The sequence below is a fragment of the Anaerolinea thermolimosa genome (assembly GCF_001050195.2).
In the GTDB taxonomy this organism is placed as follows: Bacteria; Chloroflexota; Anaerolineae; order Anaerolineales; family Anaerolineaceae; genus Anaerolinea; species Anaerolinea thermolimosa.
Map to the genome: position 1 here is coordinate 17,714 of NZ_DF967967.1, position 20,978 is coordinate 38,691.

Sequence of the window (20,978 nt, forward strand, 5' to 3'; positions counted from 1 at the left end):
TCCAGGTTTCTCGTTCCTTCCCTGCGACTCCATCTTCCCGGTTAACCGGATGGGTGCGCGGATAGTTTTACTTTGCTATATAGTATAGAACAAAAGCTTTCAGGGAGGAGCCGTTTTTATAAAAAAGTTGTAACCCGGGAGAAATAAAAATATCGGTGAGGGTTCATTCTCCCTTTGAGCGAAGGAAATAGTGCCGGGCATGCCCCGCGCTGGAGGGTGGATGCATGCCCGGCAGTTCTGCGATCACCTGCTGGGAGGAGGCATCAGGTGCTGAAGGTTGCACTGCTGTGCTCTTCCAGCCATGACAGAAGGTCGCGAACGCTGGCGGTAGCCAGTGCGATACAGGAATCGGCCGCACCATAATACAGGCGCAGGGTATCGCCATCCGGGGCAAGGGTGTATCCACAGGGGAAAACGACATTGTCTACATCACCATGCCGCTCGTAAGGCTCTTCGGGGCCAAAGATCCAGCTGTCGCTTCGCCGCAGGCAACGGGCGGGATTGTCGAGGTCGAAGAGGGCCAGCCCCAGGCGGTAGAGGGCCCCGGCGGCCGTCTGACGTACGCCATGATAAATTACCAGCCACCCCTGAGGGGTCTGGATGGGGGGAGAAGAGAGGCCAATTTTATTGGCGTCCCACCAGGCACCCCGGCGGGCTTCGAGCATCAATTTGTGGTCGCCCCAGTGCTTGAGATCGGGGGAGTAAGAGATCCACATGTGGGCGCCAAGGTAGCCAATGGGGCGATGGATCAGCGCCCATTTGTTACCGATGCGGTAAGGCAGTAAGGCGGCGTCTTTATCTTCGGGAGGCATGATCATGCCATAACGCTCGAAGTGTTGGAAGTCTTCCGTGAGCGCCAGTGAGACTCCCGGCCCGCCCCGCGAATAGGCTGTGTAGACGACCGCGTAACGGTTCAACTCGGCAAGATAGGTGATGCGCGGGTCTTCGATGCCCCAGAGCTCTTCGGGGTAATTTTCGGGGTCGGGTGGCAGGGTGGGAGACGGGTCAATCTGCCAGCCATCCACCCCGTTTGCCGAACGGGCCACGCACAGGTGTGAGCGCCCGGTGCGGTCTTCTACCCGGCACAAGAGTAATGTGGAGCCATCGGGCAACAGGGTGGCGCCGGGGTTGAACACCGTGTTCACCGGGTAGGGCCAGTCGGCGGCAGTGAGGATCGGGTTGCGCCGATGGCGGTGGAAAAGTTCAGGGTATTGATGGTTCATTGGAACGAGCCTCCACCGATTGCAGAGAATTTTCGAGCAGCTTCAACTCGAGCAGAGCCTGAAGGAATGCCAGGGTCGATTCTGCTCCCTGGTTCTCATTGGCACGGTCAGGGTGAAGCCCATCACGGCAGCCACCTGTAGTGGGATCGTAGAGCGACAGGTTGAGGTCATTGCGCCCCAGGAACCATTCAAAGGCGCGTTCGGCTTCCTTCCGCCAGTACGAGTCGCCCGTGAGGCGGTAGGCTTCGAGACAGGCTGAAACCATCGCCTGGGCTTCTACCGGTTGCTGATCGAACCGCGCCCGTTCGCCCCCTTTCAGATAGAAGCCCTGGGTGCCTACCGGCACGAAGTGGCCATTTTCGCCATTGTCACGCTGGAGGTCTGCCAGCCAGCGAAGCGACCTGAGCGCAGTGTCGCTCATGGCGGGGTCAGGAATGGCCTCACCGCAAAGCAACAGGGCATGGGGCAGGCTGGCGTTGCAGTAGGTGAGTCGGTCTTCAAACCAGCACCAGTCCGGCGTGGCGTGAGCCTGATAAAGGGCCATCAGGCGGGCGGCCAGCTCTTTGCGCACCTGGCTTACCATGCGGTCGCCGGTGAAGCGCCGGAGATATTCGTGGATGCCAATGAGTGCAAAAGACCAGGCACGAGGGCTGGTGGTTTCGAGGATGGCGGGCAGGGCGTGCTCAAAGAGCCGTGTGGCCGTGCCCTGGAGCGGGAGAGAAGCTGAACGCCCCAGAACAGTACCCAGGGCCCAGAGCGCCCGGCCGTGGCAGTCGTCTGAGCCGCGTTCTTCCAGCCAGCGGCGTTGATAGTCCATGTAATTGCGGAAGCGGCCATTTTCGGGGTTAAAGGCATACCAGAGGAAAGCCAGATACCGCGAGGCCAGATCGAAAGCCACCCCGTTCCCCAGTTCTTCCAGCAGAACGCTCACCATCAACGCGCGGGCATTGTCATCGGTGGTATAGCCCTCGGCGTAATTAGGAATGGTAAAGATGGCATGTTGCAAGATCCCCGTGCTGTCGGTCAACCGGTGCAGATGGTCGAGTTTAATAAGCGGAAGTTCGTCCGGGCGCTTTTTAAGCGGTCGGAACGTAAAGAGGTACCGGCTGATCTGGCTTCTTTGCTCGCGGGCGCGCTCAAAGGTTTCCATGTACTGCCGGGCTACCTCTGGCCAGATCATGCGGCGGCCAAAGAGATAGGCCCTCTTGCGCATGGCATGCCGTTGGGCTTCATTATCCAGCAGCTGGTTAATGCTTTCGGCCAGGGCCGCGGGGTCACGGAAGGGGACAAGGACACCACGTCCATCGGCCAGCATCTCTTCGGCGTACCAGTAGGGAGTTGAAATCACGGCTTTCCCCATTCCCAGAGCGTAGGAAAGCGTGCCCGAAGAGATTTGCGCCGGGCTGAGGTAGGGGGTAATGTAAATATCCGCCGCACCGATAAACTTGATCAGTTCATCCAGGCTGACGAAACGGTTGTAGAAGAGCACCCGGTCTTCCACTCCCTTTTCATGGGCCAGCCGTTGCAAGGAAAGGCGGTAAGTTTCTCCTTCGTGCTGTCTGACGTGCGGATGAGTGGCACCCAGGACGATATAGACCACGTTGGGATGGCGGTCCAGAACGGCTGGCAGGGCCGAAATGACGTTTTCGATGCCCTTGTTGGCCGAGAGAAGCCCAAAGGTGAGCAGGACGATCTGATCTTCTACCCCGAAATGGTCCTTGTAAAAGGCGGGGTCCACGAAGGGTACATCGGGGATGCCGTGGGGAATGATATCGATTTTTTCAGCCGGAACACGGTAAATTTCCTGCATAAACTCCGAGGCGCGGTTGCTCATCACCACCAGCCGGTCCGAAAGCGCGGCGATCTCTTCCATCACCCAGCGCTGGTCTGGATCCGGTTCGCGCAATACCGTGTGCAGGGTGGTAACAATGGGCATACGCAGTTCACGCAGCAGGCCCAGGATGTGGCTCCCGGCGCGTCCGCCGAAAATACCATATTCATGTTGCAGGCACACCAGATCGACATTGTTGATGTTCAGGAAATCTGCTGCGGAGCGGTATGAATCGATATTTTTCTCTTCCAGTTCAAAACGGACACGGGGCGGATAGGCATATCCGCTTTCTATATCGTTGACCGGCAGGGCAATGCAGTTGGTGTCGGTGAATTGCGTTGCAAAGGATTCACACAGGTCGGTAGTGAAGGTGGCAATACCGCACTGCCTTGGCAAATAATTCCCGATGAAAGCCACATGACGGATCGCTGAAGATGCAAGCCTCTGCTCCATAACAACCTTTCTCCTTTCCTTATGAGATTACCCTGCATAAGGGTTCAGCGAAAGCTTGAGTTGGATGATTGCGTCTTCAGAGAGTGTATTGCTCGTTGGCTCTTGCCGTACAGCTGGAGGATGTACCTTCGGTTAATTCTCCCGGTTGCCTTCCGGCGGTTTGAGCCGCAAATTGGCCAGAACGATGGGTAAGATGCGCCCCACATATTCCTCGGCTGCGGGACGGTTCTTTTCGTGGCTCCACTCTTGAGCCAGCCCGTAGACGACCCAGCTGGCGGCGGTGGCGGCGATGGCGGGGTCAAGCTCGGAGCCGACCTGGTTCAGCCATAATTCCAGCAGAAGGCGAATCTGTTGCCTTACCTGGGTTTCTACCAGCGACTCGAACTGACTCTCGAGCGATTTGCAATGGCCGCTTGAGCGGGCGATAAATTCGCACACGGTCACCAGCAGGGCGTTCAGGTTCTGTTCACTGTAATGGCAGGCGTTCAGGGTGCGTTTTTCCAGCTCTTGCCGAAAGGCCTGCTGAATGCTGGACTCAAGCAGGGCATATTTATCTGAAAAGTGGGCATAAAACGTGGCGCGGTTGATCTCTGCCCGTGCGGTTATATCCTGCACAGTGATGGCATGAAAGCCTTTTTCCGTGAGCAGTTCACTGAAAGCCCGTTCAATGAGCGCCCGCGTGCGCCGCACACGCGGGTCGAGTTTTTCCTGGGGAAGAGGGGTTGTCAACATTTTTTCTCCTCTGTAGCTTATCCAACAAAGCAGATAAATTGATGGTTGACCCGCCTGTGCATCGGATGTTTAATAAGCAACAGTCGTTGTTTATACGATGATTGTATCTTATCATACCGCCGGGAGCGAGTCAAGACCTTCCCGGTGTGCCGGACCAATCATCAACATCATTCACTGGAGGAAAGATGACCGAGAAAATGGCAACCATCGATGCAAAGTATGCTCAACTGGCTTCAGATGAGCAGATCGAGCGCACCAGGCAGGCGCTTGAATCCAATGGAATTCGTACCGTGGTGGTTGAAAACCGCCAGGAAGCCAGAAAAAAGCTTCTGGAACTGCTCCCCGAGAAAGCAGAGGTGTTTCTGGGAAGTTCGGTGACTCTGCAAGAACTGGGGGTGAGTGAGGATATTGACCATTCCGGGCGGTACGACTCGGTGAGGGTCAGGCTGGCAAAAATGGATCGCGCTACCCAGGGCCGGGAAATGGTTAAGATGGGCGCTGTGCCGGAGTATATGGTTGGGAGTGTGCATGCGGTGACCGAAAGCGGTAGTGTGCTGATTGCCTCTAACACGGGCAGTCAGCTGGCGGGGTATGCGGCCAGCGCGGCACATGTAATCTGGGTGGTTGGAACCCAGAAGATCGTCCCGACCCTGGAAGAAGGGTTCAGGCGCATCGAAAACTATTGCCTGCCTCTGGAAGATGAACGGGCCTTGCAGGCTTACGGGATGCACAGTAATATCAGCAAGGTCCTCATCGTTCACCGCGAGGTCATGCCTGGCCGTACCACCATGATCCTGGTGAAAGAGAAACTGGGTTTTTAGAGGTGTGTTCCGGTCCAAAGCACCGGTGAAAGGAACGAAGTATGGGCTCCGTATGGAGTGAAAAATTCGGTCAGGGGATTCAATGTGCTGAGAACAGAGCCGCACCCGGGGCTACGGGCATTCCATGAGCGCCTCTTTTGTGCCCCAACCTGTGGCGATTGCGCCGCACCGCATTCATCCTGAGACTCGCCCGGGTATGGTTCACCTGAAGGTCGCCAGCCTGGAACGGCAGGTTCGGTTTTACCAGCAGGTATTGAGGCTGAGGTTGCACTGGCGAGAAGGAACGAGAGCTGGTCTGGGGGCCGGAGGTGCCGACCTGGTGCGCCTGAGCGAAATTCCTCACGGGCGGCGTTACCGCGGAGTGAGTGGGCTCTATCACTTCGCCATTCTTTTCCCAGACCGCCGCGAGCTGGCCCGCGCCATTGCCCGGCTGATGGAACTGCGCTGGCCGAACGCCCCCACAGATCACATCATGAGCAAGACCACATATCTGGATGATCCTGAAGGGAACACCATCGAGCTTTATTGTGAATCAGCAGAAGACGGCTTTTTTGGCGTGGAAGGTGAGGAGTTTGTTGCGCGGCGCGCGGATGGATCGCTCAGCGATGGGCGTGAACCTCTGGACCTGCGGGCGCTTTTCGCATATCTGCCAGAAACCGAGCCGTTAGATCTGCCGATCCCGTCTGAGGCAAGGATAGGGCACTTTCATCTTTACGTGGCCAGTCTGGAGGAGACCCTGCATTTCTATCACGGTCTGCTCGGGTTCGACCACATGGGGTTGATGCGTTCATTCCGTATGGGAATGGTTTCGGCGGGAGGGTATCATCACCACATTGGTTTCAATACCTGGCAGGGGGAGGGTGTCCCTCCTCCGCCGCCAGATGCGCTTGGCCTGAAGTATTTTTCGTTTGTGCTCCCCAGCGCTGACGAAATGGCACGTCTTACGGCTCATCTTCAGCATGTGGGGGTGCCGTTCCAGCAGAGAGATGGAGAACTGGTACTGCACGATCCATCCCGGAATGAGCTGGTTTTTACTCTGGGGGAAGTCAGGTGAGGGTACGGAGCGTGTCAGACCCTACTCATGCGCCAGCCACTGGCATTCTTCCAGTTGCAGGTGGTCAAAGCAGGCCTCGAAGGAGGAATGAAGCGGGCTGCACGCATAGACACCGAAGGAGATTGGCCGTTCTGTCGAGGCAGGCGGGTTGCTTTTGCCTATCTCAGGGGTGGTTTCTCCCAGCGGGTGCAGGTGGAAAATCCGCATCTGGTGAAAACTGAGCCCGTCGGCAGAGGCCTCGATAAGAAAATCGGGGCCTCTGCGGCTGAGGCGATACCACATTTCGGTGGGGGTGGAGATATCGGTGGTGGCCCAGTCTGAATAGCCGAAATGAGTCACCACACTTCCCAGGCGCGAGAGGGTTTCCGTTTCGTATTCAACGGAGGCTTTGAACCAGTGATCGTGATCGAAATACAGGATTAACCCGCACTGGTCGAACCTGCCCCGATAATGAAACGAAGCTCTGGCAGTCAATGTGAAACTGGTTGTGCTTTCCCAGAGCAGAGCATGGCCATTCTCGTTGCGAAAGCCGTAGTAGGTGCGCTGCCAGAAATCGGTTTGGGGGTCGGTGATAATCCTGACACTCTGGCTGGTGATTTCGAAGGAACGGGGGCGGTTAAGCCATCGGGCGGATGATCCATCGAGGTTCATACTGTCTCCTTTTGATGATTGCTGTTAACCGATGAGTATGGCGAGGTTCTCTCCTCTCGACGTGTGCGGAAGCGGTCAGATGAGCACCTGAGCCCCTTCCAGCGAGGTGGTGAGGTGGAGGATCCGGGTAGAAACGCCTGCCTGTTCGAAGGCGGCCTGCATGGCCGCACCGATTTCAGGGTGATGATGGTCGGCAAAGGCGATCAGGCTGGGGCCAGCCCCCGAAAGAGCTACCCCCGCGGCTCCAGCGTGGCGGGCGGCCTGCATGGCCTCTGCGGCACCGGGGATGAGCTGAAGGCGGTAGGGTTGATGCAGGCAATCGTGGATGGCCCGGCTGAGGAGCTCCAGGTTGCCGGTTGTAAGAGCTTCGATCATCAGAGCGGTGCGCCCGATGTTATGGATGGCGGCTTCGCGGGAGACTTGTTCGGGCAGTGCTGCCCGGGCAACCCGGGTGGGGAGGTTTATCGCTGGCAAAGCAAGGATCACCTGCAGAGGGGGAACGGGATAACGCCGCACCAGCCAACCCTGTGCTTCATGAATGGAGAGCGTGAGCCCGCCATATAAAGCCGCCGACGTATTATCGGCATGGCCTTCCACTTCGCAGGCCAGGGTGAGGATTTCTTCCAGGCTGGCCGGTGACCCGTACAACCCGTTGGCGGCCAGAAGCCCAATCAACAGCGCCGATGCGCTGGAACCCAGCCCGGAAGCGGGTGGAATGCGGTTACGGCAGAGGATCTTCAGTCCCGGGGGATGCGGCAGATGGCGAGCCTTCAGGAACAGGAAGAATCCCTGTGCCACGGCATTGCTGGAATCTATGGGCAGGCTCCCGATGCCTTCTCCCTGCAGTTCGATGCACAACCCGCTGCCTTCCAGGGAGAAGTCGGCCTCATTCCACAGGTTGAGGGCCAGCCCCAGACAGTCGAAGCCCGGCCCCAGGTTGGCCGTGGTGGCAGGGACGCGCACCGTGATCGCCGTGTTCATCAGGCGGCCCCCAGGAGGGCATCTTCGAGGGCGGCAAGACGGGCGGGCAGGCGACGCGGTGCAGGCATGCTGTGAGCGATAATTTCGGGGTCTTTCAGGCCGTGTCCTGTGCAGATGCCCACCACCCGTTTTCCCCGCAGTTCTGAAAGTTCCAGCTGCCCTTCACGAAGCTGGCGTGCCAGCCCGGCCAGCCCGGCGGCAGAAGCCGGTTCGACCCAAACACCGCTGGCCGCCAGTCGGCGCTGCATGTGGAGGATTTCCTCATCGGTCACGGCAATGATCCGCCCCTGAGACTGTTCAGCGGCTTCAAGGGCCTGTTCTCCACGCGCAGGTTTGCCAATGCGAATGGCCGTGGCCACTGTTTCGGGGTGTTCTACGGGGTGCCCCAGCACCAGTGGCGCTGAACCGGCCGCCTGCACCCCCAGAATACGCGGCAGGCCGGTTCCCTTCAGGGTATGGTACTGGCGGAATCCCATCCAGTACGAGGTGATGTTTCCAGCATTGCCCACCGGCAGGCAGAGCCAGTCCGGGGCGGTGCCCAGCTGGTCGCAAATTTCGAAGGCGGCGGTTTTTTGCCCTTCCAGGCGGTAGGGGTTCAGAGAATTGACAAGCGCGATGGGATGATGCTGGGAGATCTGTACTACCAGAGAAAGGGCATCGTCGAAAGAGCCTTCGATCTGGATCACTTCAGCCCCGTAGGCAACGGCTCCGGCCAGTTTGCCAGCGGCCACTTTTCCTTCGGGGATGATTACCACGGCACGCATCCCGGCGCGGGCGGCATAAGCTGCGGCTGAGGCGGCTGTGTTACCGGTGGAGGCGCAGATTACCGAGCGGGCGCCCCGCCCGAAAGCTTCGCTGATGGCTACCGTCATTCCCCGATCTTTAAAAGAACCGGTGGGGTTCATCCCCTCAAATTTAACAAACAGCTCAAAGCCGCCTCCCAGTTCTTCGGCCAGGCGCGGCATGGGGATGAGAGGGGTATCTCCCTCTTGCAGGGTCACAGGTATGGTGTGGGGTGGAAGGTCAAGGAGGGCGCCGTAACGCGCCAACACTCCCGGCCTGGGTGAGTTGCTTAAGTTGGGCACGTGATCTCCGGGAAAGGGAATTCGCCCTATTTTAACCCCGTTTTTGAATTGAAGTGACACGTGCGGATGAGAAATTCAGGATTCGATGATTTCGTAACTGAGGCTCACCTGGGCGGTAGGTTTCACCGTGGACGAAACCGAGCAATATTTCTCTTCCGCCAGATGCAGAGCCTGTTCGGCTGCCTTAGGGGTGAGGCCTTCACCCTTCAGGCGAAAGTGAAGGTGGAACTTCCGAAAAGTCCAGGGCGGGTCGGCGTCTTGCTCGCTGGTCACCGTCACTTCCAGCAGGCTGAGCGTAATTTTCTTCTTGCGTAAAATTTCCACCACATCCACGGAAGGGCAGGCGCCCATGGCCAGGAGCAGTAAGTCGGAGGGTTTAACCCCCACTCCTTCCGCAGGGGTGGAAATGGTTACTAAGTGTTGGGTGGAGTCAATGCCGACGTAGGTTTGTCCACCAATCCAGCGTACGGTAGCTGTGCCCACAAAGTCCTCCTGATGGCGGGGTTGGGATACTCCCTGAGGGTAACGCCCTCAGGGGGCCCGGTTGAGTAGCTCGATCAGTTCACGAAGGTTGCGTTCCTGCTCCTGCCGGTTGAGAGGCTGGCCTTCTTCGGGCAGGAGACAGGAAAGCGCGTAATCTTCCAGCAGAACCCGGCTGAAGCTGTGAAGCGCCGATTGAATGGCGCTCAGCTGTTGAATAATTTCACGGCATTCACGCCCCGAGGTGATCATGGCTTCCACGCCGTGAACCTGGCCGCCGATGCGGCGCAGGCGCTGAACCAGACGGGTTTGGGTTCTTGGGTCTGTAAGTTTCATAGAAGTAGGGTCAATCCGGCGCACGGCCGGAAAAAGGGTTAACCTGCTCAGCTGAATCGTCCGCCAGTGGAACAACTGCCGCCGGAGGAAGGAATGCCGGGCGCGCCTGAAGCCGGAGAAGCGAAGGTGGAGAGGCGTTTGCTGGTTTGAAGGCTGTTGCAATGGGGGCAGGGTGGGTTGGTGTTGGCCTCTGAGAAGCGCACCATCTTTTCGAAATCGGCGCCGCATTCCTGGCAATGGTACTCGTAAAGGGGCATAACGATTCACCTCCAGAAAGATATACTATACTGGAGTATAGCATAGGCGATGGATCTGTCAAGGGAAGACAAACGGTGCCTGCCCGGCTTGCATTGAGCCTCTCCTTTTTGCTATACTGTGATCATCCAATAAGGTTGGAGGGTTTTTCCATCGATTCACTGCCCAAGGAGGGTGCCTATGCAATTCAGAGTGCGCGACTGGATGATCGATCTGGTGGTCTTTGTTGACCCGGATACGCCGGTGACAGAGGCACTGGCCACGATGCGCCGTCGGTACATCAACAGTGTCATCGTCAATAAATCGGAAACGAACCCGGATTACGGAATCCTCACCTCCACAGATATCAGCGATAAGATCGTTGCCAAAGAACGCAACCCTGAAGAGGTCAAGGTGCGCGAAATTATGACCAGTCCGCTCATCACCGTTCCACTGGATATGTCGATTTTTGAATGCGCACGGTTGATGAACGAGCACCGTATTCACCACCTGCCAGTGGTGGATGACCATGGCATAGTGATCGGGATGATTTCGGCGACGGATTTCCTGGTGGTGGCTGAAGCGATGGGGCGCAAAGGCGATCGCTCGCTCAGCTAATCAAGGTTCAGAAGCAGGCTTTTGATCTCGGGCGCGGTCGAGCTTTCGATACTGCGCCCGAGATTGATTATGATTTGCCCATGGCCCGGAAAGTTTTTTACACCGGAAGCAGGTCTGGGGCTGGTTGGTGAGGTGCACAAAAAAAGAAACGTTAACATTAAGGGCTGATTTTCTTATTCATTTCATACAAAAAGGGGGTATAGTTGCGAGTGTCGTGTCTCAGAAGTCTCTTGTCAGATGGCCCGAAAGGGTCGTATAATGAAGGGACTGTGCCGGAATATGGAGGCACGGTAGTTCTTGAGAGTTCGAGGTGGTTATGCCAATCTATACCTACCGGTGCGAGAGTTGTGGTGTGCGGTTTGAACAGAACCAGAAGTTCAGCGACCCCCCGCTGACCCGTTGCCCGGAATGCGGGAAAAAATCTCTACGGAAGGTTTACCAGCCGGTTGGGATTGTTTTTAAGGGGTCGGGGTTTTATGCCACCGATCACCGCTCCCCATCTGGCGGCGGGAAAGTGGGCAACCACAACGAGGGAAAATCTGAAAATAAAGGCTCGTCAGAAACGAAAACCGCTTCCTCCTCTGCTGAGAAATCGGAATAAACTCATCGGATGCGAAGATGATCTTCTGGTGCCCGGCTCCTGCCGGGTTCTTTCTTTTGGAGTGAATAACGCTTAAAAATCTGCAATCGTTCTGTAATGCGCATAACTAAAGGCAGTCTCTATAATGAAAATAGAGGTTTCAGGGTGAGGGTGTCTGAATTTCTGCGGGGCGGCTCCTGTGATTTACTCTCTACAAAAAGATGAACGATTGACAGGTGGGGGTGAATGAATTCACCGCTCTACATCAGAGGGCAGGCTGGATTTTTTATGGTATTTTTATCCTGACGGAAAGGTTAACGAATACAATGGGGATAGCTTTCTTTATCAGGAAACCATGTTTCAGATTTGAGGATGGGTGAGTGATTCGGCAAGGGATACGGCCGCTGAGAAAATATGGGGCGGCATATCCGAAGATTGGGTAGATTTCATTGCGGTGCGGTTTCTATCCGAACCCTGGCAGGGGGAGACGAATGAATTGGGTCAATAGGAAGGGTCGATATTACCTTCAGATAATCCTTCTCCTCTGGCTGGTGGCCTGTGGGCCGGTGGGGGCCTTTGGCCCGACTGAGCCCCAGATCCCGGTCAGTGCACTCTCGGTTGACCCGCTCTTCAAGGAGTTTTACCAGGCCCTTGGCGGTCAGGAAGTGCTTGGTTTGCCGCTCAGCGGGGTGGTGGAGCTGGAGGGTAAAAAGTGCCAGTACGTTGAAGCAGCTCTGATGTGTTTTTATCAGAACGAACTGGAAAACAGCCGACGCTATGCCCTGGAAGGGCTGGGGTATCGGATGGGAGTGAAAGATGACCCGGGCATTCCGGTACCGCTTGACCCCGGAGATCGAGACCTGGGGGGTGGATACTCACTGTATCATGAATTCATACCCCTTTACGACCGCCTGTATGGGGCTCTGTATGCTGGGCGGCCACTCACCCGCGTTCGGGTAAACCACGAGACACGCCGGTTTGAACAATTTTTTGAGAACGTGGGGTTCTACCGCCGTTTCGACGATCCGAAAGGGCAGGTACATCTTTTGCCTTACGGGGAATATCTCTGCGGGGCGGGGTGCTCGCGAAATTTAAAAGAGTACTGGTCGATTGTGCGCCAGGGGGAGATAACCCAGCCCTTTGAACTCGCCCTCTATCGCCTGGGCTGGAATGGCTTTGGGCGCCCGCTCGGTCAGGCACGCCGGGCTGATGATGGAATGATCGAACAGCTCTACGATCGTGCTTTGCTTTATGCCGCGCCGGATGATCTGGCTCATCCGCATTTGCGACCGCTGGCTCTCTGGCTGGGGGTACAGGCACAACCCCTTACTACGGAAATCTCGCACGAACAGCTGGTATTTTATGGGGTGGAAAATGGACTGGGGCACAACGTGCCGGTTTTCTTTGACGCGTTCATTGCCGCCCATGGCGGGCGGGAGAACGCCGGGCATCCGTTGACCGAATTTTATCCTGTGGAAGGGGGGCGGTACCGACAGTGTTTTGAAAATTACTGTCTTGAGTACGATCCTTCGGCTCCGTCTGACCGGCGGGTGCGTCTGGTCGATCTGGGCTGGGAGTATGCCATGGCCACGGAACCCGCGCAAATTGCCCGCCGACGTTTCGATGCTGAAACGCTGACCCTTCAACTCTCCGAAGCTCATCCCCAGCTTGCCCGGGGTGCAATGCAGGTTATCCAGATTCAGGTGATTTCGTGGCAGGATGGGCAAGGCATTGCTCTGGCCACCGGAACGATCAGCCTTCATTTGCCCGGCCAGGAGGGCCGTCCCTTCCCGCCTACCAACGAAGAGGGCCGTTCAGAAGTAACCCTCCCTCCGCTGGAGGGATTGCCGCCCATGAGTGTGGTGGAATACCAGGTTTGCCTCGATTTTACCGACCCATCCCCGGTGTGTGCGGTAGACAGCTTTGTTTATCGCGGGGATTGAGGTGAGGTCTGTAAGCTACACATTCTTGACAAATAAACGGAAGCGTTCTTCGCTCCCCAGAGAGGTTACTTTCTGTTTGATGCGCTCGCTCAACTCAACAATGGCCTGAGAGATATCGGCATTGGGGTTGCTCATCAGAAGTGGATTGCCCAGGTTTGCCGCCCGCAGTGCCGCTTCATAGTCTTCCGGAATGGTGAGTTCTACGGGATGGTTGAGGGTTTCGCTGATCTTACGGGCGGTGAGTGCGCCAGATTTACGATATTTATTAAGCACCAGCACCAGTCGGTCGCGCTTCATGCCCAGGCCGTCCCAGAGTTCAAGGAAAGCGCGCATGGATTTGATGGCGACAATTTCCTGTGTGATGACCAGCACCACCAGGTCCGCCGTGTCCAGTGCGGCCAGGCTCGATTCGGTGAGTAAACTGGTGGTGTTGAGTACCATGTAGTCAAAGAAATTACGAATGTAATCCAGCACGCGGGCGATTTGTTCGCCGCTGATGGCCTCCTGGATGACCGGACGTTTGGGGGGCGCAAGCAGAAAGATGCCCGAAGAGCGATGCAACATCATCACTTCTTTGACCACTTTGGGATCAAGCTCGTAAGCGATGGGAACCAGATCCATGAGCGACACCTGCCCCACCTCGTTGAAAAGGATGTCCACGTCGCCGAACTGGAGGTCGGTGTCGATGAGGGCAATCTGACTTTCGTTGTCGCGAAAGGCGAGCGCCAGGTTGTTGGCGATGGTGGTCACGCCACTTCCCCCGCGCGGGCTGTACACGCTGATTGCATGAGCTCTGGAGGTACCCGCGGTATCATCAGGTTTGATTGTTTCGGGAGCGAAGTAAGGGTGATACTTCGTGCGTTCGATGGCGGCCTGTTCGGCGGCGCGAAGAACGGCCTCCCGGAATTCGCCCACCGAGACATCATGAGCCAGAAAATCGGAGGCACCAGTACGCAAAGCCCGCAGGACGGTTTCGTAGTTTTTATCCTGAGAGATGATGATGACCTGCGTGGTGGGGTAGTCACGCCGAATGATTTCGGTAAAGCTGATGCCATCGATGTCGGGCAGGTGCTCCTCCACCAGCATAATGTCGGGCTTCATCTGGCCGACCAGTTCAAGCGCCTCCTGGGCGGTGGAGATAAAATCGAGCACTTCGATGTTTTCGATCAGCGAAAGCAGCTTGCGAAAATTCTTGGCTGCCTGGGCGTTGTTTTCTACGACCAGAACACGGGTAACTTTTTGCGGACTCATGACTCCCTCCAGGTCACAGCAGAAATATGCTGATGAAAAGTATTGTATTCAACATCGATTGAAAAGGCAAACCCTTTTACAACTCAAAGGGGCAGAAGCGCAACTGATCTGTGATGAAACTCGGAATAAAAATAGAGTTATAATCAACCCAGAATAGTTAGGTTTCGCCAGGTGAGCCTTGTGGATCGATTTCATGGACGGGGGCATGAATGGGGAGTAAGCAGTTACACTGGACGGAGAGATCCGACGTGAGCGAAGAAGAAAGACAGCCAGCCGAGGTCAGCCAGACGAAAGCGGAACGAGGTTTCAGGCGTTTCACCTCCGAATTTCGAGAGTGGCGGGGGTTGAGGGCGCGTGTGTCCTCTTTCCCGGAGCAGGTGGAAGAGAAGATTCGGGCGCTTGAAGATAGCCTGAGTGAATACCGCCTGGTCATTTCGGAGTTGGATTACAAGGCTCCCGATACCGATCAGCGTGTCTGGGATTTATATGACCATATTCAAACTGAGAAACAGCGCCTGATCACAGAGATGGAGCGGCGGCCTCTGTTCTTGCGCGGGCTGAAAGAATTGCGCTCTCTGAACGATGCCTGGGAGAAACTCCTGACGGATCAGCAGGCTTTGCAGGAGATGATCGCCAGGGCGCCGGCAGAACTCAAGGAATACAATGAACGGCAGCTTGAGCGTGAGCGCCAGCGGCAGGAAGAACAACGCAGGGCTGATCTTCAGTCGCGAATTGCGGCAGCGAGGCGCTCGTTAGACCTGGCGCTGGGCTACATCGAACAGCTTGACCGCGAGGGGCGAGTGACCTTTGGGTCGCAGGTGCTTCAGCTGGAAGAGGCCCAGAAGTACTGGATTGATCATCTCAACCAGATTTTACGGAAAAACGAAGTGGGGGAGCTTCACCCTGATGAGGTGGTGCTTAACATATACAACCTGGAATCGATGATTCGCGATGCGCCGAATCTTTCGATGCGGGTGCGAGAAGTGGAAGAGCGCTTCACGCGGCTGGTCACCAAGCACGATATGCTGGTTTCCTTTGGGAAGACGGTCATCTCGCAGCAGGAGATCGCCCGGATGACGATCAAACTGCATGAACAGGTGCCGGAATTGTGGATCACCGGCCAGCGGCAGGAGCTGGAGCGTGCTCTGGAAGTGCTTGAAAGTTTTGTGGCCACTTATGAGTCCACCATCGAGACCGAACTGGCCTACCTGGAGCGCCGCCGGCCCGGATTGACCCGTGCCCTGGCGACGGTTTCGGAGGGAGACGAGACGGCGCTGCTCCAGATGAGCGCCATGGCGCGTTCGCTGATCTCGGCCATCGATTCGCGCGACCGTTATATGCGCGGACATTCCGATGTGGTCAGCCGTCTGGTGGTTAAAATGGCGCGGAATGCAGGCTGGAATAAGACGGACATCGATTACTTGATGATCGCGGCTCTGCTCCACGATGTCGGGAAGGTTTCGATCCCGGAACATATCCTGAACAAGACCGATCCTCTTACGGAGGATGAGTGGCAGACCATTCAGATGCACCCGTATTACGGGGCGCAAATCCTCAAACCGGTTGATGCGCTGTCGCGTATCATTCCATGGATCTACCACCATCAGGAGCGCTGGGATGGGCGCGGTTATCCTGATCACCTGACCGGGCGACAGATTCCTATCCCGGCCAGTTACATTGCCGTGGCTGAGGCCTTCTCGGTGATGACGGTGGATTTGCCCAACCGTCCGGCGAAGAGCAAGGAAGAGGCCATCGATGAACTCCGAAAGGCGGCCGAGACGCAGTTCAGCCCTGAGGCGGTTGAAGTGCTGGCGGATGTGGTGGCCAAAGAGAAGAAACAGGCCGAGCCCGAAAACGAATAAGGAGAGAAGCCAGCCTCGGAGCAGGCGATATTCTATATAATAAGCACAACACGGCAGATGCTCTCTGCCGTGTGTTATTCTGCCCGGAGGTTCCCCGGAATTTTACTACCGGGGGGTAGGGGTTGCCGTGGGTTGTTCGGGCGGCGGGGTGGGGTTAGGAGCTATTTCGGGCATATAAATGATCTCTTCAACATACCCCTTGGCGCTGGCGCAGTAATCGGGCAGGTTGGCGGCGACGAGTGCCCAGGTGAGGTCGTAGCCCTGGGTTTGCGCGGCGCGAATGGCTCCCGCCAGGCACCCCGAACCGGCATGATAATTCACCAGGGTAAAGAGCCACAGGTCTTCATAGGTGCTGATGCGGTTGGGCGGGCGTTTGGTCTCATTCAGGATGATCTGAGCCACCTGGCTGCAATTGGCCACCAGGTTTTCGGCAAAGACGCGCACACTGAACTCTGCCAGGAAGGGATCCACGCCCTCGGGGCAGGTGGGGCAGGTGGCGTTTACCATGCGCACCAGTGCGCCGGTGAGCATTTGCTGTTCCTGAACGGTCAGGTTGGTGTATCCTTTGCGGCAGGCTTCGGGGATGAGCACCTGTGGACAGAATTGGTTGTAAAAATTGGGGTTCCACATCAGGAGCACGTCGGCGCCGCTCACCGTGAGCTGTCCGAACCCGGCTTCTTCCAGGGTGGTGAAGATGCCCGGCCAGAACTGGCTTTCGCGGCTGAAGATATTCTTCATCAACTGGGCCGGAACACCGGTCTCTCTGGCGATATTAAGGATGACCTGGTTGAAGCGGTTTTGCCACTCGATGACCGCCGGATAGGCTTTTGCCAGACCACAGTTGTTGGCCACCCACATGTTGTTGGCGGAGATTCCCCCGTTATCGCATTCTGAAGCGTCTACAGCTTTGTTGCGAATCAACATGGCCGCCAGGAAGTAGAGCGAGACTTTGGAATAAATTTGTTCCGGGCGGTCGGGAGTGGTGAGATAGTTGGGCAGGCGGGTGTAATCGGGCACCATTTCCCAGATGGCTGCACATCCCCCGCCATCCTGAAGGGGGCGGAAACTGCGGGCAAAACGGTAAATATACTCATTGGCCGGATCGATGGGAGCGCTGGCCGGTTGGAAAACCTGCAACGGGCTCTCAGCCAGGGCGGGCTGCACAGCGTTGGCGTCAGGGGCATGGCTGGCCGGGGCGGCCAGCGGGGCAACAGGAACTTCAGCTGCCTGAAGAGCCCCCATGATCACTGGCGTTGCAGGAAGGGGTGTGCGGTGTTCGCGTGGTGTGGCCAGCCCGGGTGCGGGCAGTTCTGCCTGAACAGCGGATGGCTGGCGCGATTGCCAGGCAATCCCGGCTCCGAGGAGTACGACAATCGCACTGAAGGCGGCGAAGCGTTTTAGAGCGCCCAAGATCTCCCCCGCAACAAAAAGTATGGTAATGATTTTATTCTACATCAAAAACAGAAGTATGAATCCTCTGGAAGAATTGAAGGTACAATACAATTTATGGATCTGTTCGACCATGCCATGCAGGAACGGATGGAAAAAGAGGCCCCGCTGGCGGCCCGGATGCGGCCGCGTACGCTGGATGAGGTGGTCGGGCAGGAGCATATCCTTGGGCCGGGGCGGCTGTTGCGTCGGGCGATTGAAACAGACCGCCTTTTTTCTTCCATCATTCTCTGGGGGCCGCCGGGGACGGGGAAAACCACCATTGCCCGCCTGATTGCCCAGCATACCCGGGCGTATTTTGAAAGTATTTCGGCAGTGCTGGCCGGAGTGGCTGAACTGCGCCGTGTCATTACCGAGGCCGAGGAACGCCGCCGATTGTATCATCAACGGACGATCCTTTTCGTAGATGAGGTACACCGCTGGAACAAAGCGCAACAGGATGCTCTGCTTCCGCATGTGGAAAGCGGCATGATCACCCTGGTGGGGGCGACCACCGAGAACCCTTACTTTGAAGTGATCAGAGCGCTGGTTTCACGTTCGCGGATTTTCCAACTGCAACCTCTCAAAGAGGAACACCTTGCCACCCTGCTCGACCGTGCCCTGAGCGACCCGGAGCGCGGCTACGGAGGTCGGGCGATTGAGATCACCCCTGAGGCGTGCCAGCATTTACTGGACGTGAGCGGCGGCGATGCCCGAAACCTGCTCAATGCGCTCGAACTGGCCGTGGAAAGTACCCTGCCAGATGAGCACGGTGTTCAGCACATCACCCTGGAGGTGGCGCAGGAGTCGATTCAGAAGCGCGCCATCCTGTATGATAAAGACGGTGACGCGCATTATGATACCATCTCGGCGTTCATCAAGTCGGTTCGCGGCTCAGACCCCGATGCCGCGCTCTACTGGCTGGCCAAGATGCTGGCTGCCGGAGAAGATCCGCGCTTTATCCTGCGCAGGTTGATCATTTTGGCCGGAGAGGACATTGGTCTCGCGGATCCGCAGGCGCTGGTTGTGGCCGCTGCGGCGGCACAGGCCTTCGAATTTGTCGGGCTGCCTGAAGGTGTGTACCCCATCGTAGAGGCCACGCTTTACCTGGCCACTGCCCCCAAGAGCAATTCGACCGGCGCATATTTTAAAGCACTGGAGCTGGTCGAGAAAGAGGGGGCCGGAGCGGTTCCGACCCATCTTATGGATGCTAACCGCGATGCGAAAGGACTGGGGCACGGAAAGGGATATCAGTACCCGCACCAATTCCCCGGTCATTTTATCCCCCAGCAATACCTGCCCGATGGCCTGCTGGGCACGATCTTCTATGAGCCGTCGGATCAGGGATACGAGGCGAAGATCGCTGAACGTCTGGCGGCCTGGCGAAAATTACAGTTAGAAGGGCTACGACCCCGCGGAGACCAGGAAGAACATGACCACCCTGATTCTGATTCGTCACGGAGAGAATGATTTTGTCGGGAAGCGCCTGGCTGGCCGCCTGCCCGACGTGCACCTGAACGAGCGCGGCCAGCAACAGGCCCTGGCGCTTGCGCAGGCACTTGCCGGGGCGCCTGTACGGGCCATTTACAGCAGTCCGCTGGAGCGTGCCCGCGAAACCGCCGCACCGCTGGCAGAGATGATGGGGCTTGAAGTGCTCATCGAGCCCGGGCTGAATGAGATCGATGCGGGGCAGTGGCAGGGGCGGTTCCTTCGCCAGCTGCGCCGCCTCAAAGCCTGGAAAGCAGTGCAAAACCAGCCTGCGACCTTTCGCTTCCCCCAGGGAGAGACTTTTGCCGAGGCTCAGGCGCGCGCTGTCGAGGCGCTTCAGCGCATTGCGGAACGTCACCCCGATGAGCTGGTGGCCTGTTTCACTCATGCAGATGTCATTCGCCTGGTGACGGCCTATTTCCTTAACATGCCGCTGGATTCTTTCCAGCGTCTTGGGGCTGATACAGCCTCGATAACCGTGGTGCATCTCGGCAAAGATGGCCGGGTGGGGGTTCCGCGATTTAACCAGGTGGTGGGGTTTGTGTGGCTCGAAGAAAAGAAAAAGCCCGCCTCAGCAGGAAAGGCGGGCAGGCAACCCCGGCAGGGCTCTCCCTCCAATGGGAAGGAAAGCCCACCGGGCAAGAGCGCTACACCATGATGAGTGGGACGGGGATGAACACCAGCAGGAATACGATCAGTGCCACAATGGCCAGGAGCTTCCGGGGTGTGTCCAGGGGGGTGATCTCGTCCAGGGGTTCGGCGTAGGCACGCCCGAAGAGGAAGATCAGCACAGCCCACAACCACCAGCCCGACCAGAAAAACCCCAGAGCAACCAGCAATACCAGCACCACCGGCAGAAGCCGTGCGGCGCGTTTGCGTCCGAGCAACACATAAAGCACGTGCCCGCCATCCAGCTGCCCTGCGGGGATGAGGTTAAGCGAAGTGATCAACATGCCACCCCAACCTGCCCAGGCCACCGGATGGATGGTGACATCAATCCCGCCGAAGGGGAAGGGCTGCCCGGTAAAGAAATATCTCAGCCAGTAAAGTAATACAGGGGTGTTGCCGTAATCGGCGGGGGCCGGGAGCCACTGGCCAAAACGCAGATACTTCAGGAAGAGGTAAAGCAGGGAGTTCCCTTCCATGGTGATTTGAGGGGTCGCGCCTGGCGATGCCGGCAGGCGGCTGAGGGTGGAGAGCGAAAGGCCGATCGTCAGCACCAGGATGGTCACCACCAGCCCGGCCAGCGGCCCGGCCAGGCCGATATCCAGGAGCACACGGCGGTTCTTGGGCTGTTCCTTCATATTGATGAACGCGCCAAAAGTTCCAAAAAGGCTGACAAAAGGCATGGGGATGAAGTAGGGCAGGCTGACCCGCACCCCGTGATAGCGCCCCACCAGAAAGTGCCCGAATTCGTGGGCCGTCATGATGGCCAGGAAGCTCACCGTGAAAGGCACAGCAGCCAGCAGAAGCCGGGGCAGGGTGGGCTGGGCGTTTTCAGGCAGGCCGGCAGGTGCGAAGAGAGCCCCTGAGATTAACACACTGATCAAGGTGGCGATGAAAAGAAATACATTGACGCGCGGATTCCCGGTCTGGGGGCGTTCTCGCTGGGGGACGATGAGCACGGCATGGCGGTCGCCGTCCCAGCGGAACAGTGGCATGAGGTGGTAGGGCTTGAGCAGATCGCTCAATTGATCATAAGCTGCGGCAGTATCTTCGTTGTAGAGGCGCCCGCGGTAACGCTGCAGGAAAGGATCCTTCTCTCCGCCGATGGTTTTATCTTCGATGCGGAGAACCCGTCCGACGAGCATATCAATGGAAAGTTCATCATAACCGATATTCATGGAATGATCCTTCCTCGGATGATCATGATGTAAACCATTATAACGCTCTGGCGGGTGAATGAAGGGCACCGGTCGACCGGGAA

The 20,978-nt window shown here is 57.2% G+C and carries 20 protein-coding genes; 8 read left to right on the top strand and 12 right to left on the bottom strand.

Features of this window, described 5'->3' with window-relative positions:
• Positions 1–263 precede the first annotated feature (263 nt).
• The 3 genes from ATHL_RS17415 to ATHL_RS17425 all read right to left on the bottom strand — a co-directional run bounded on the left by ATHL_RS17415 (position 264) and on the right by ATHL_RS17425 (position 4,239).
• Positions 264–1,223 carry a glycoside hydrolase family 130 protein gene (locus tag ATHL_RS17415; RefSeq protein WP_062196363.1) on the bottom strand — a complete coding sequence of 320 codons (960 nt, stop codon included), beginning with the start codon at positions 1,221–1,223 and terminating at the stop codon, positions 264–266.
• Positions 1,204–3,507, bottom strand: coding sequence for a glycosyltransferase family 4 protein (locus ATHL_RS17420; RefSeq protein WP_062196365.1), 2,304 nt, complete (start codon positions 3,505–3,507; stop codon positions 1,204–1,206). Before ATHL_RS17420 ends, ATHL_RS17415 begins: the two co-directional genes overlap by 20 nt.
• A 132-nt stretch (positions 3,508–3,639) precedes the next feature.
• Positions 3,640–4,239 carry a TetR/AcrR family transcriptional regulator gene (locus ATHL_RS17425; protein WP_062196366.1) on the bottom strand — a complete coding sequence of 200 codons (600 nt, stop codon included), beginning with the start codon at positions 4,237–4,239 and terminating at the stop codon, positions 3,640–3,642.
• 185 nt (positions 4,240–4,424) lie between these two features.
• On the opposite strand from ATHL_RS17425, the gene ATHL_RS17430 reads away from it, so the two are divergent.
• Positions 4,425–5,060 carry a lactate utilization protein gene (locus tag ATHL_RS17430; RefSeq protein ID WP_062196368.1) on the top strand — a complete coding sequence of 212 codons (636 nt, stop codon included), beginning with the start codon at positions 4,425–4,427 and terminating at the stop codon, positions 5,058–5,060.
• A 124-nt stretch (positions 5,061–5,184) separates the two neighbouring features.
• Entirely contained in the window at positions 5,185–6,114 is a 930-nt protein-coding gene (locus ATHL_RS17435) for a VOC family protein (protein WP_062196370.1), read from the top strand.
• Positions 6,115–6,135: 21 nt separating this feature from the next.
• On the opposite strand, the gene ATHL_RS17440 is transcribed toward ATHL_RS17435, so the two are convergent.
• The 6 genes from ATHL_RS17440 to ATHL_RS17465 all read right to left on the bottom strand — a co-directional run bounded on the left by ATHL_RS17440 (position 6,136) and on the right by ATHL_RS17465 (position 9,904).
• A complete protein-coding gene (locus tag ATHL_RS17440) occupies positions 6,136–6,765 on the bottom strand; it encodes a DUF1349 domain-containing protein (RefSeq protein ID WP_062196371.1) in 630 nt (209 codons plus the stop codon).
• 75 nt (positions 6,766–6,840) lie between these two features.
• Positions 6,841–7,746 (bottom strand): homoserine kinase, encoded by a 906-nt coding sequence (gene thrB / locus ATHL_RS17445; RefSeq protein ID WP_062196373.1) that lies wholly within the window; start codon positions 7,744–7,746, stop codon positions 6,841–6,843.
• Complete coding sequence (thrC, locus tag ATHL_RS17450; protein ID WP_062196375.1) at positions 7,746–8,831, bottom strand: threonine synthase; 1,086 nt, start codon at positions 8,829–8,831, stop codon at positions 7,746–7,748. Before thrC ends, thrB begins: the two co-directional genes overlap by 1 nt.
• A gap of 75 nt (positions 8,832–8,906) precedes the next feature.
• Positions 8,907–9,314: an OsmC family protein gene (locus ATHL_RS17455; RefSeq protein WP_062196377.1), complete on the bottom strand. Its 408-nt coding sequence runs from the start codon at positions 9,312–9,314 to the stop codon at positions 8,907–8,909.
• A 48-nt stretch (positions 9,315–9,362) separates the two neighbouring features.
• Positions 9,363–9,647 (bottom strand): metal-sensitive transcriptional regulator, encoded by a 285-nt coding sequence (locus ATHL_RS17460; RefSeq protein WP_084001710.1) that lies wholly within the window; start codon positions 9,645–9,647, stop codon positions 9,363–9,365.
• A 47-nt stretch (positions 9,648–9,694) separates the two neighbouring features.
• On the bottom strand, positions 9,695–9,904 hold the full coding sequence (locus ATHL_RS17465; RefSeq protein ID WP_084001712.1) for an FmdB family zinc ribbon protein: 210 nt from the start codon (positions 9,902–9,904) through the stop codon (positions 9,695–9,697).
• Positions 9,905–10,082: 178 nt separating this feature from the next.
• Between ATHL_RS17465 and ATHL_RS17470 the strand changes: the two genes are divergently transcribed.
• The 3 genes from ATHL_RS17470 (at position 10,083) to ATHL_RS17480 (ending at position 13,022) form a co-directional block, all read left to right on the top strand.
• Positions 10,083–10,499, top strand: coding sequence for a CBS domain-containing protein (locus tag ATHL_RS17470; protein ID WP_062196381.1), 417 nt, complete (start codon positions 10,083–10,085; stop codon positions 10,497–10,499).
• Positions 10,500–10,815: 316 nt separating this feature from the next.
• Positions 10,816–11,100, top strand: a complete 285-nt coding sequence (locus ATHL_RS17475; protein ID WP_062196382.1) for an FmdB family zinc ribbon protein — start codon at positions 10,816–10,818, stop codon at positions 11,098–11,100.
• Between the two features lie 470 nt (positions 11,101–11,570).
• A complete protein-coding gene (locus tag ATHL_RS17480; protein ID WP_062196384.1) occupies positions 11,571–13,022 on the top strand; it encodes a hypothetical protein in 1,452 nt (483 codons plus the stop codon).
• Between the two features lie 15 nt (positions 13,023–13,037).
• Here ATHL_RS17480 and ATHL_RS17485 read toward each other — a convergent pair whose 3' ends face one another.
• Positions 13,038–14,273, bottom strand: a complete 1,236-nt coding sequence (locus tag ATHL_RS17485) for a CpaE/TadZ family protein (RefSeq protein ID WP_062196386.1) — start codon at positions 14,271–14,273, stop codon at positions 13,038–13,040.
• A gap of 248 nt (positions 14,274–14,521) precedes the next feature.
• On the opposite strand from ATHL_RS17485, the gene ATHL_RS17490 reads away from it, so the two are divergent.
• Complete coding sequence (locus ATHL_RS17490; RefSeq protein ID WP_062196388.1) at positions 14,522–16,135, top strand: HD-GYP domain-containing protein; 1,614 nt, start codon at positions 14,522–14,524, stop codon at positions 16,133–16,135.
• 105 nt (positions 16,136–16,240) lie between these two features.
• On the opposite strand, the gene ATHL_RS17495 is transcribed toward ATHL_RS17490, so the two are convergent.
• On the bottom strand, positions 16,241–17,545 hold the full coding sequence (locus ATHL_RS17495; protein ID WP_062196390.1) for a hypothetical protein: 1,305 nt from the start codon (positions 17,543–17,545) through the stop codon (positions 16,241–16,243).
• A 96-nt stretch (positions 17,546–17,641) separates the two neighbouring features.
• Between ATHL_RS17495 and ATHL_RS17500 the strand changes: the two genes are divergently transcribed.
• Positions 17,642–19,033 (top strand): AAA family ATPase, encoded by a 1,392-nt coding sequence (locus tag ATHL_RS17500; protein ID WP_062196392.1) that lies wholly within the window; start codon positions 17,642–17,644, stop codon positions 19,031–19,033.
• Positions 18,996–19,709, top strand: a complete 714-nt coding sequence (locus ATHL_RS17505) for a histidine phosphatase family protein (protein ID WP_062196394.1) — start codon at positions 18,996–18,998, stop codon at positions 19,707–19,709. Before ATHL_RS17500 ends, ATHL_RS17505 begins: the two co-directional genes overlap by 38 nt.
• Here the strand turns inward: ATHL_RS17505 and ATHL_RS17510 are convergent.
• A complete protein-coding gene (locus tag ATHL_RS17510; protein ID WP_162787797.1) occupies positions 19,699–20,895 on the bottom strand; it encodes a site-2 protease family protein in 1,197 nt (398 codons plus the stop codon). The genes ATHL_RS17505 and ATHL_RS17510 overlap by 11 nt on opposite strands.
• Positions 20,896–20,978 lie beyond the last annotated feature (83 nt).

Coding starts and splice junctions, on each gene's coding strand:
- ATHL_RS17415 (WP_062196363.1), bottom strand. CDS start 1,223: ATGAACCATCAATACCCTGAACTTTTCCACCGCCATCGGCGCAACCCG.
- ATHL_RS17420 (WP_062196365.1), bottom strand. CDS start 3,507: ATGGAGCAGAGGCTTGCATCTTCAGCGATCCGTCATGTGGCTTTCATC.
- ATHL_RS17425 (WP_062196366.1), bottom strand. CDS start 4,239: ATGTTGACAACCCCTCTTCCCCAGGAAAAACTCGACCCGCGTGTGCGG.
- ATHL_RS17430 (WP_062196368.1), top strand. CDS start 4,425: ATGACCGAGAAAATGGCAACCATCGATGCAAAGTATGCTCAACTGGCT.
- ATHL_RS17435 (WP_062196370.1), top strand. CDS start 5,185: ATGAGCGCCTCTTTTGTGCCCCAACCTGTGGCGATTGCGCCGCACCGC.
- ATHL_RS17440 (WP_062196371.1), bottom strand. CDS start 6,765: ATGAACCTCGATGGATCATCCGCCCGATGGCTTAACCGCCCCCGTTCC.
- thrB (WP_062196373.1), bottom strand. CDS start 7,746: ATGAACACGGCGATCACGGTGCGCGTCCCTGCCACCACGGCCAACCTG.
- ATHL_RS17460 (WP_084001710.1), bottom strand. CDS start 9,647: ATGAAACTTACAGACCCAAGAACCCAAACCCGTCTGGTTCAGCGCCTG.
- ATHL_RS17465 (WP_084001712.1), bottom strand. CDS start 9,904: ATGCCCCTTTACGAGTACCATTGCCAGGAATGCGGCGCCGATTTCGAA.
- ATHL_RS17470 (WP_062196381.1), top strand. CDS start 10,083: ATGCAATTCAGAGTGCGCGACTGGATGATCGATCTGGTGGTCTTTGTT.
- ATHL_RS17475 (WP_062196382.1), top strand. CDS start 10,816: ATGCCAATCTATACCTACCGGTGCGAGAGTTGTGGTGTGCGGTTTGAA.
- ATHL_RS17480 (WP_062196384.1), top strand. CDS start 11,571: ATGAATTGGGTCAATAGGAAGGGTCGATATTACCTTCAGATAATCCTT.
- ATHL_RS17485 (WP_062196386.1), bottom strand. CDS start 14,273: ATGAGTCCGCAAAAAGTTACCCGTGTTCTGGTCGTAGAAAACAACGCC.
- ATHL_RS17500 (WP_062196392.1), top strand. CDS start 17,642: ATGGATCTGTTCGACCATGCCATGCAGGAACGGATGGAAAAAGAGGCC.
- ATHL_RS17505 (WP_062196394.1), top strand. CDS start 18,996: ATGACCACCCTGATTCTGATTCGTCACGGAGAGAATGATTTTGTCGGG.
- ATHL_RS17510 (WP_162787797.1), bottom strand. CDS start 20,895: ATGAATATCGGTTATGATGAACTTTCCATTGATATGCTCGTCGGACGG.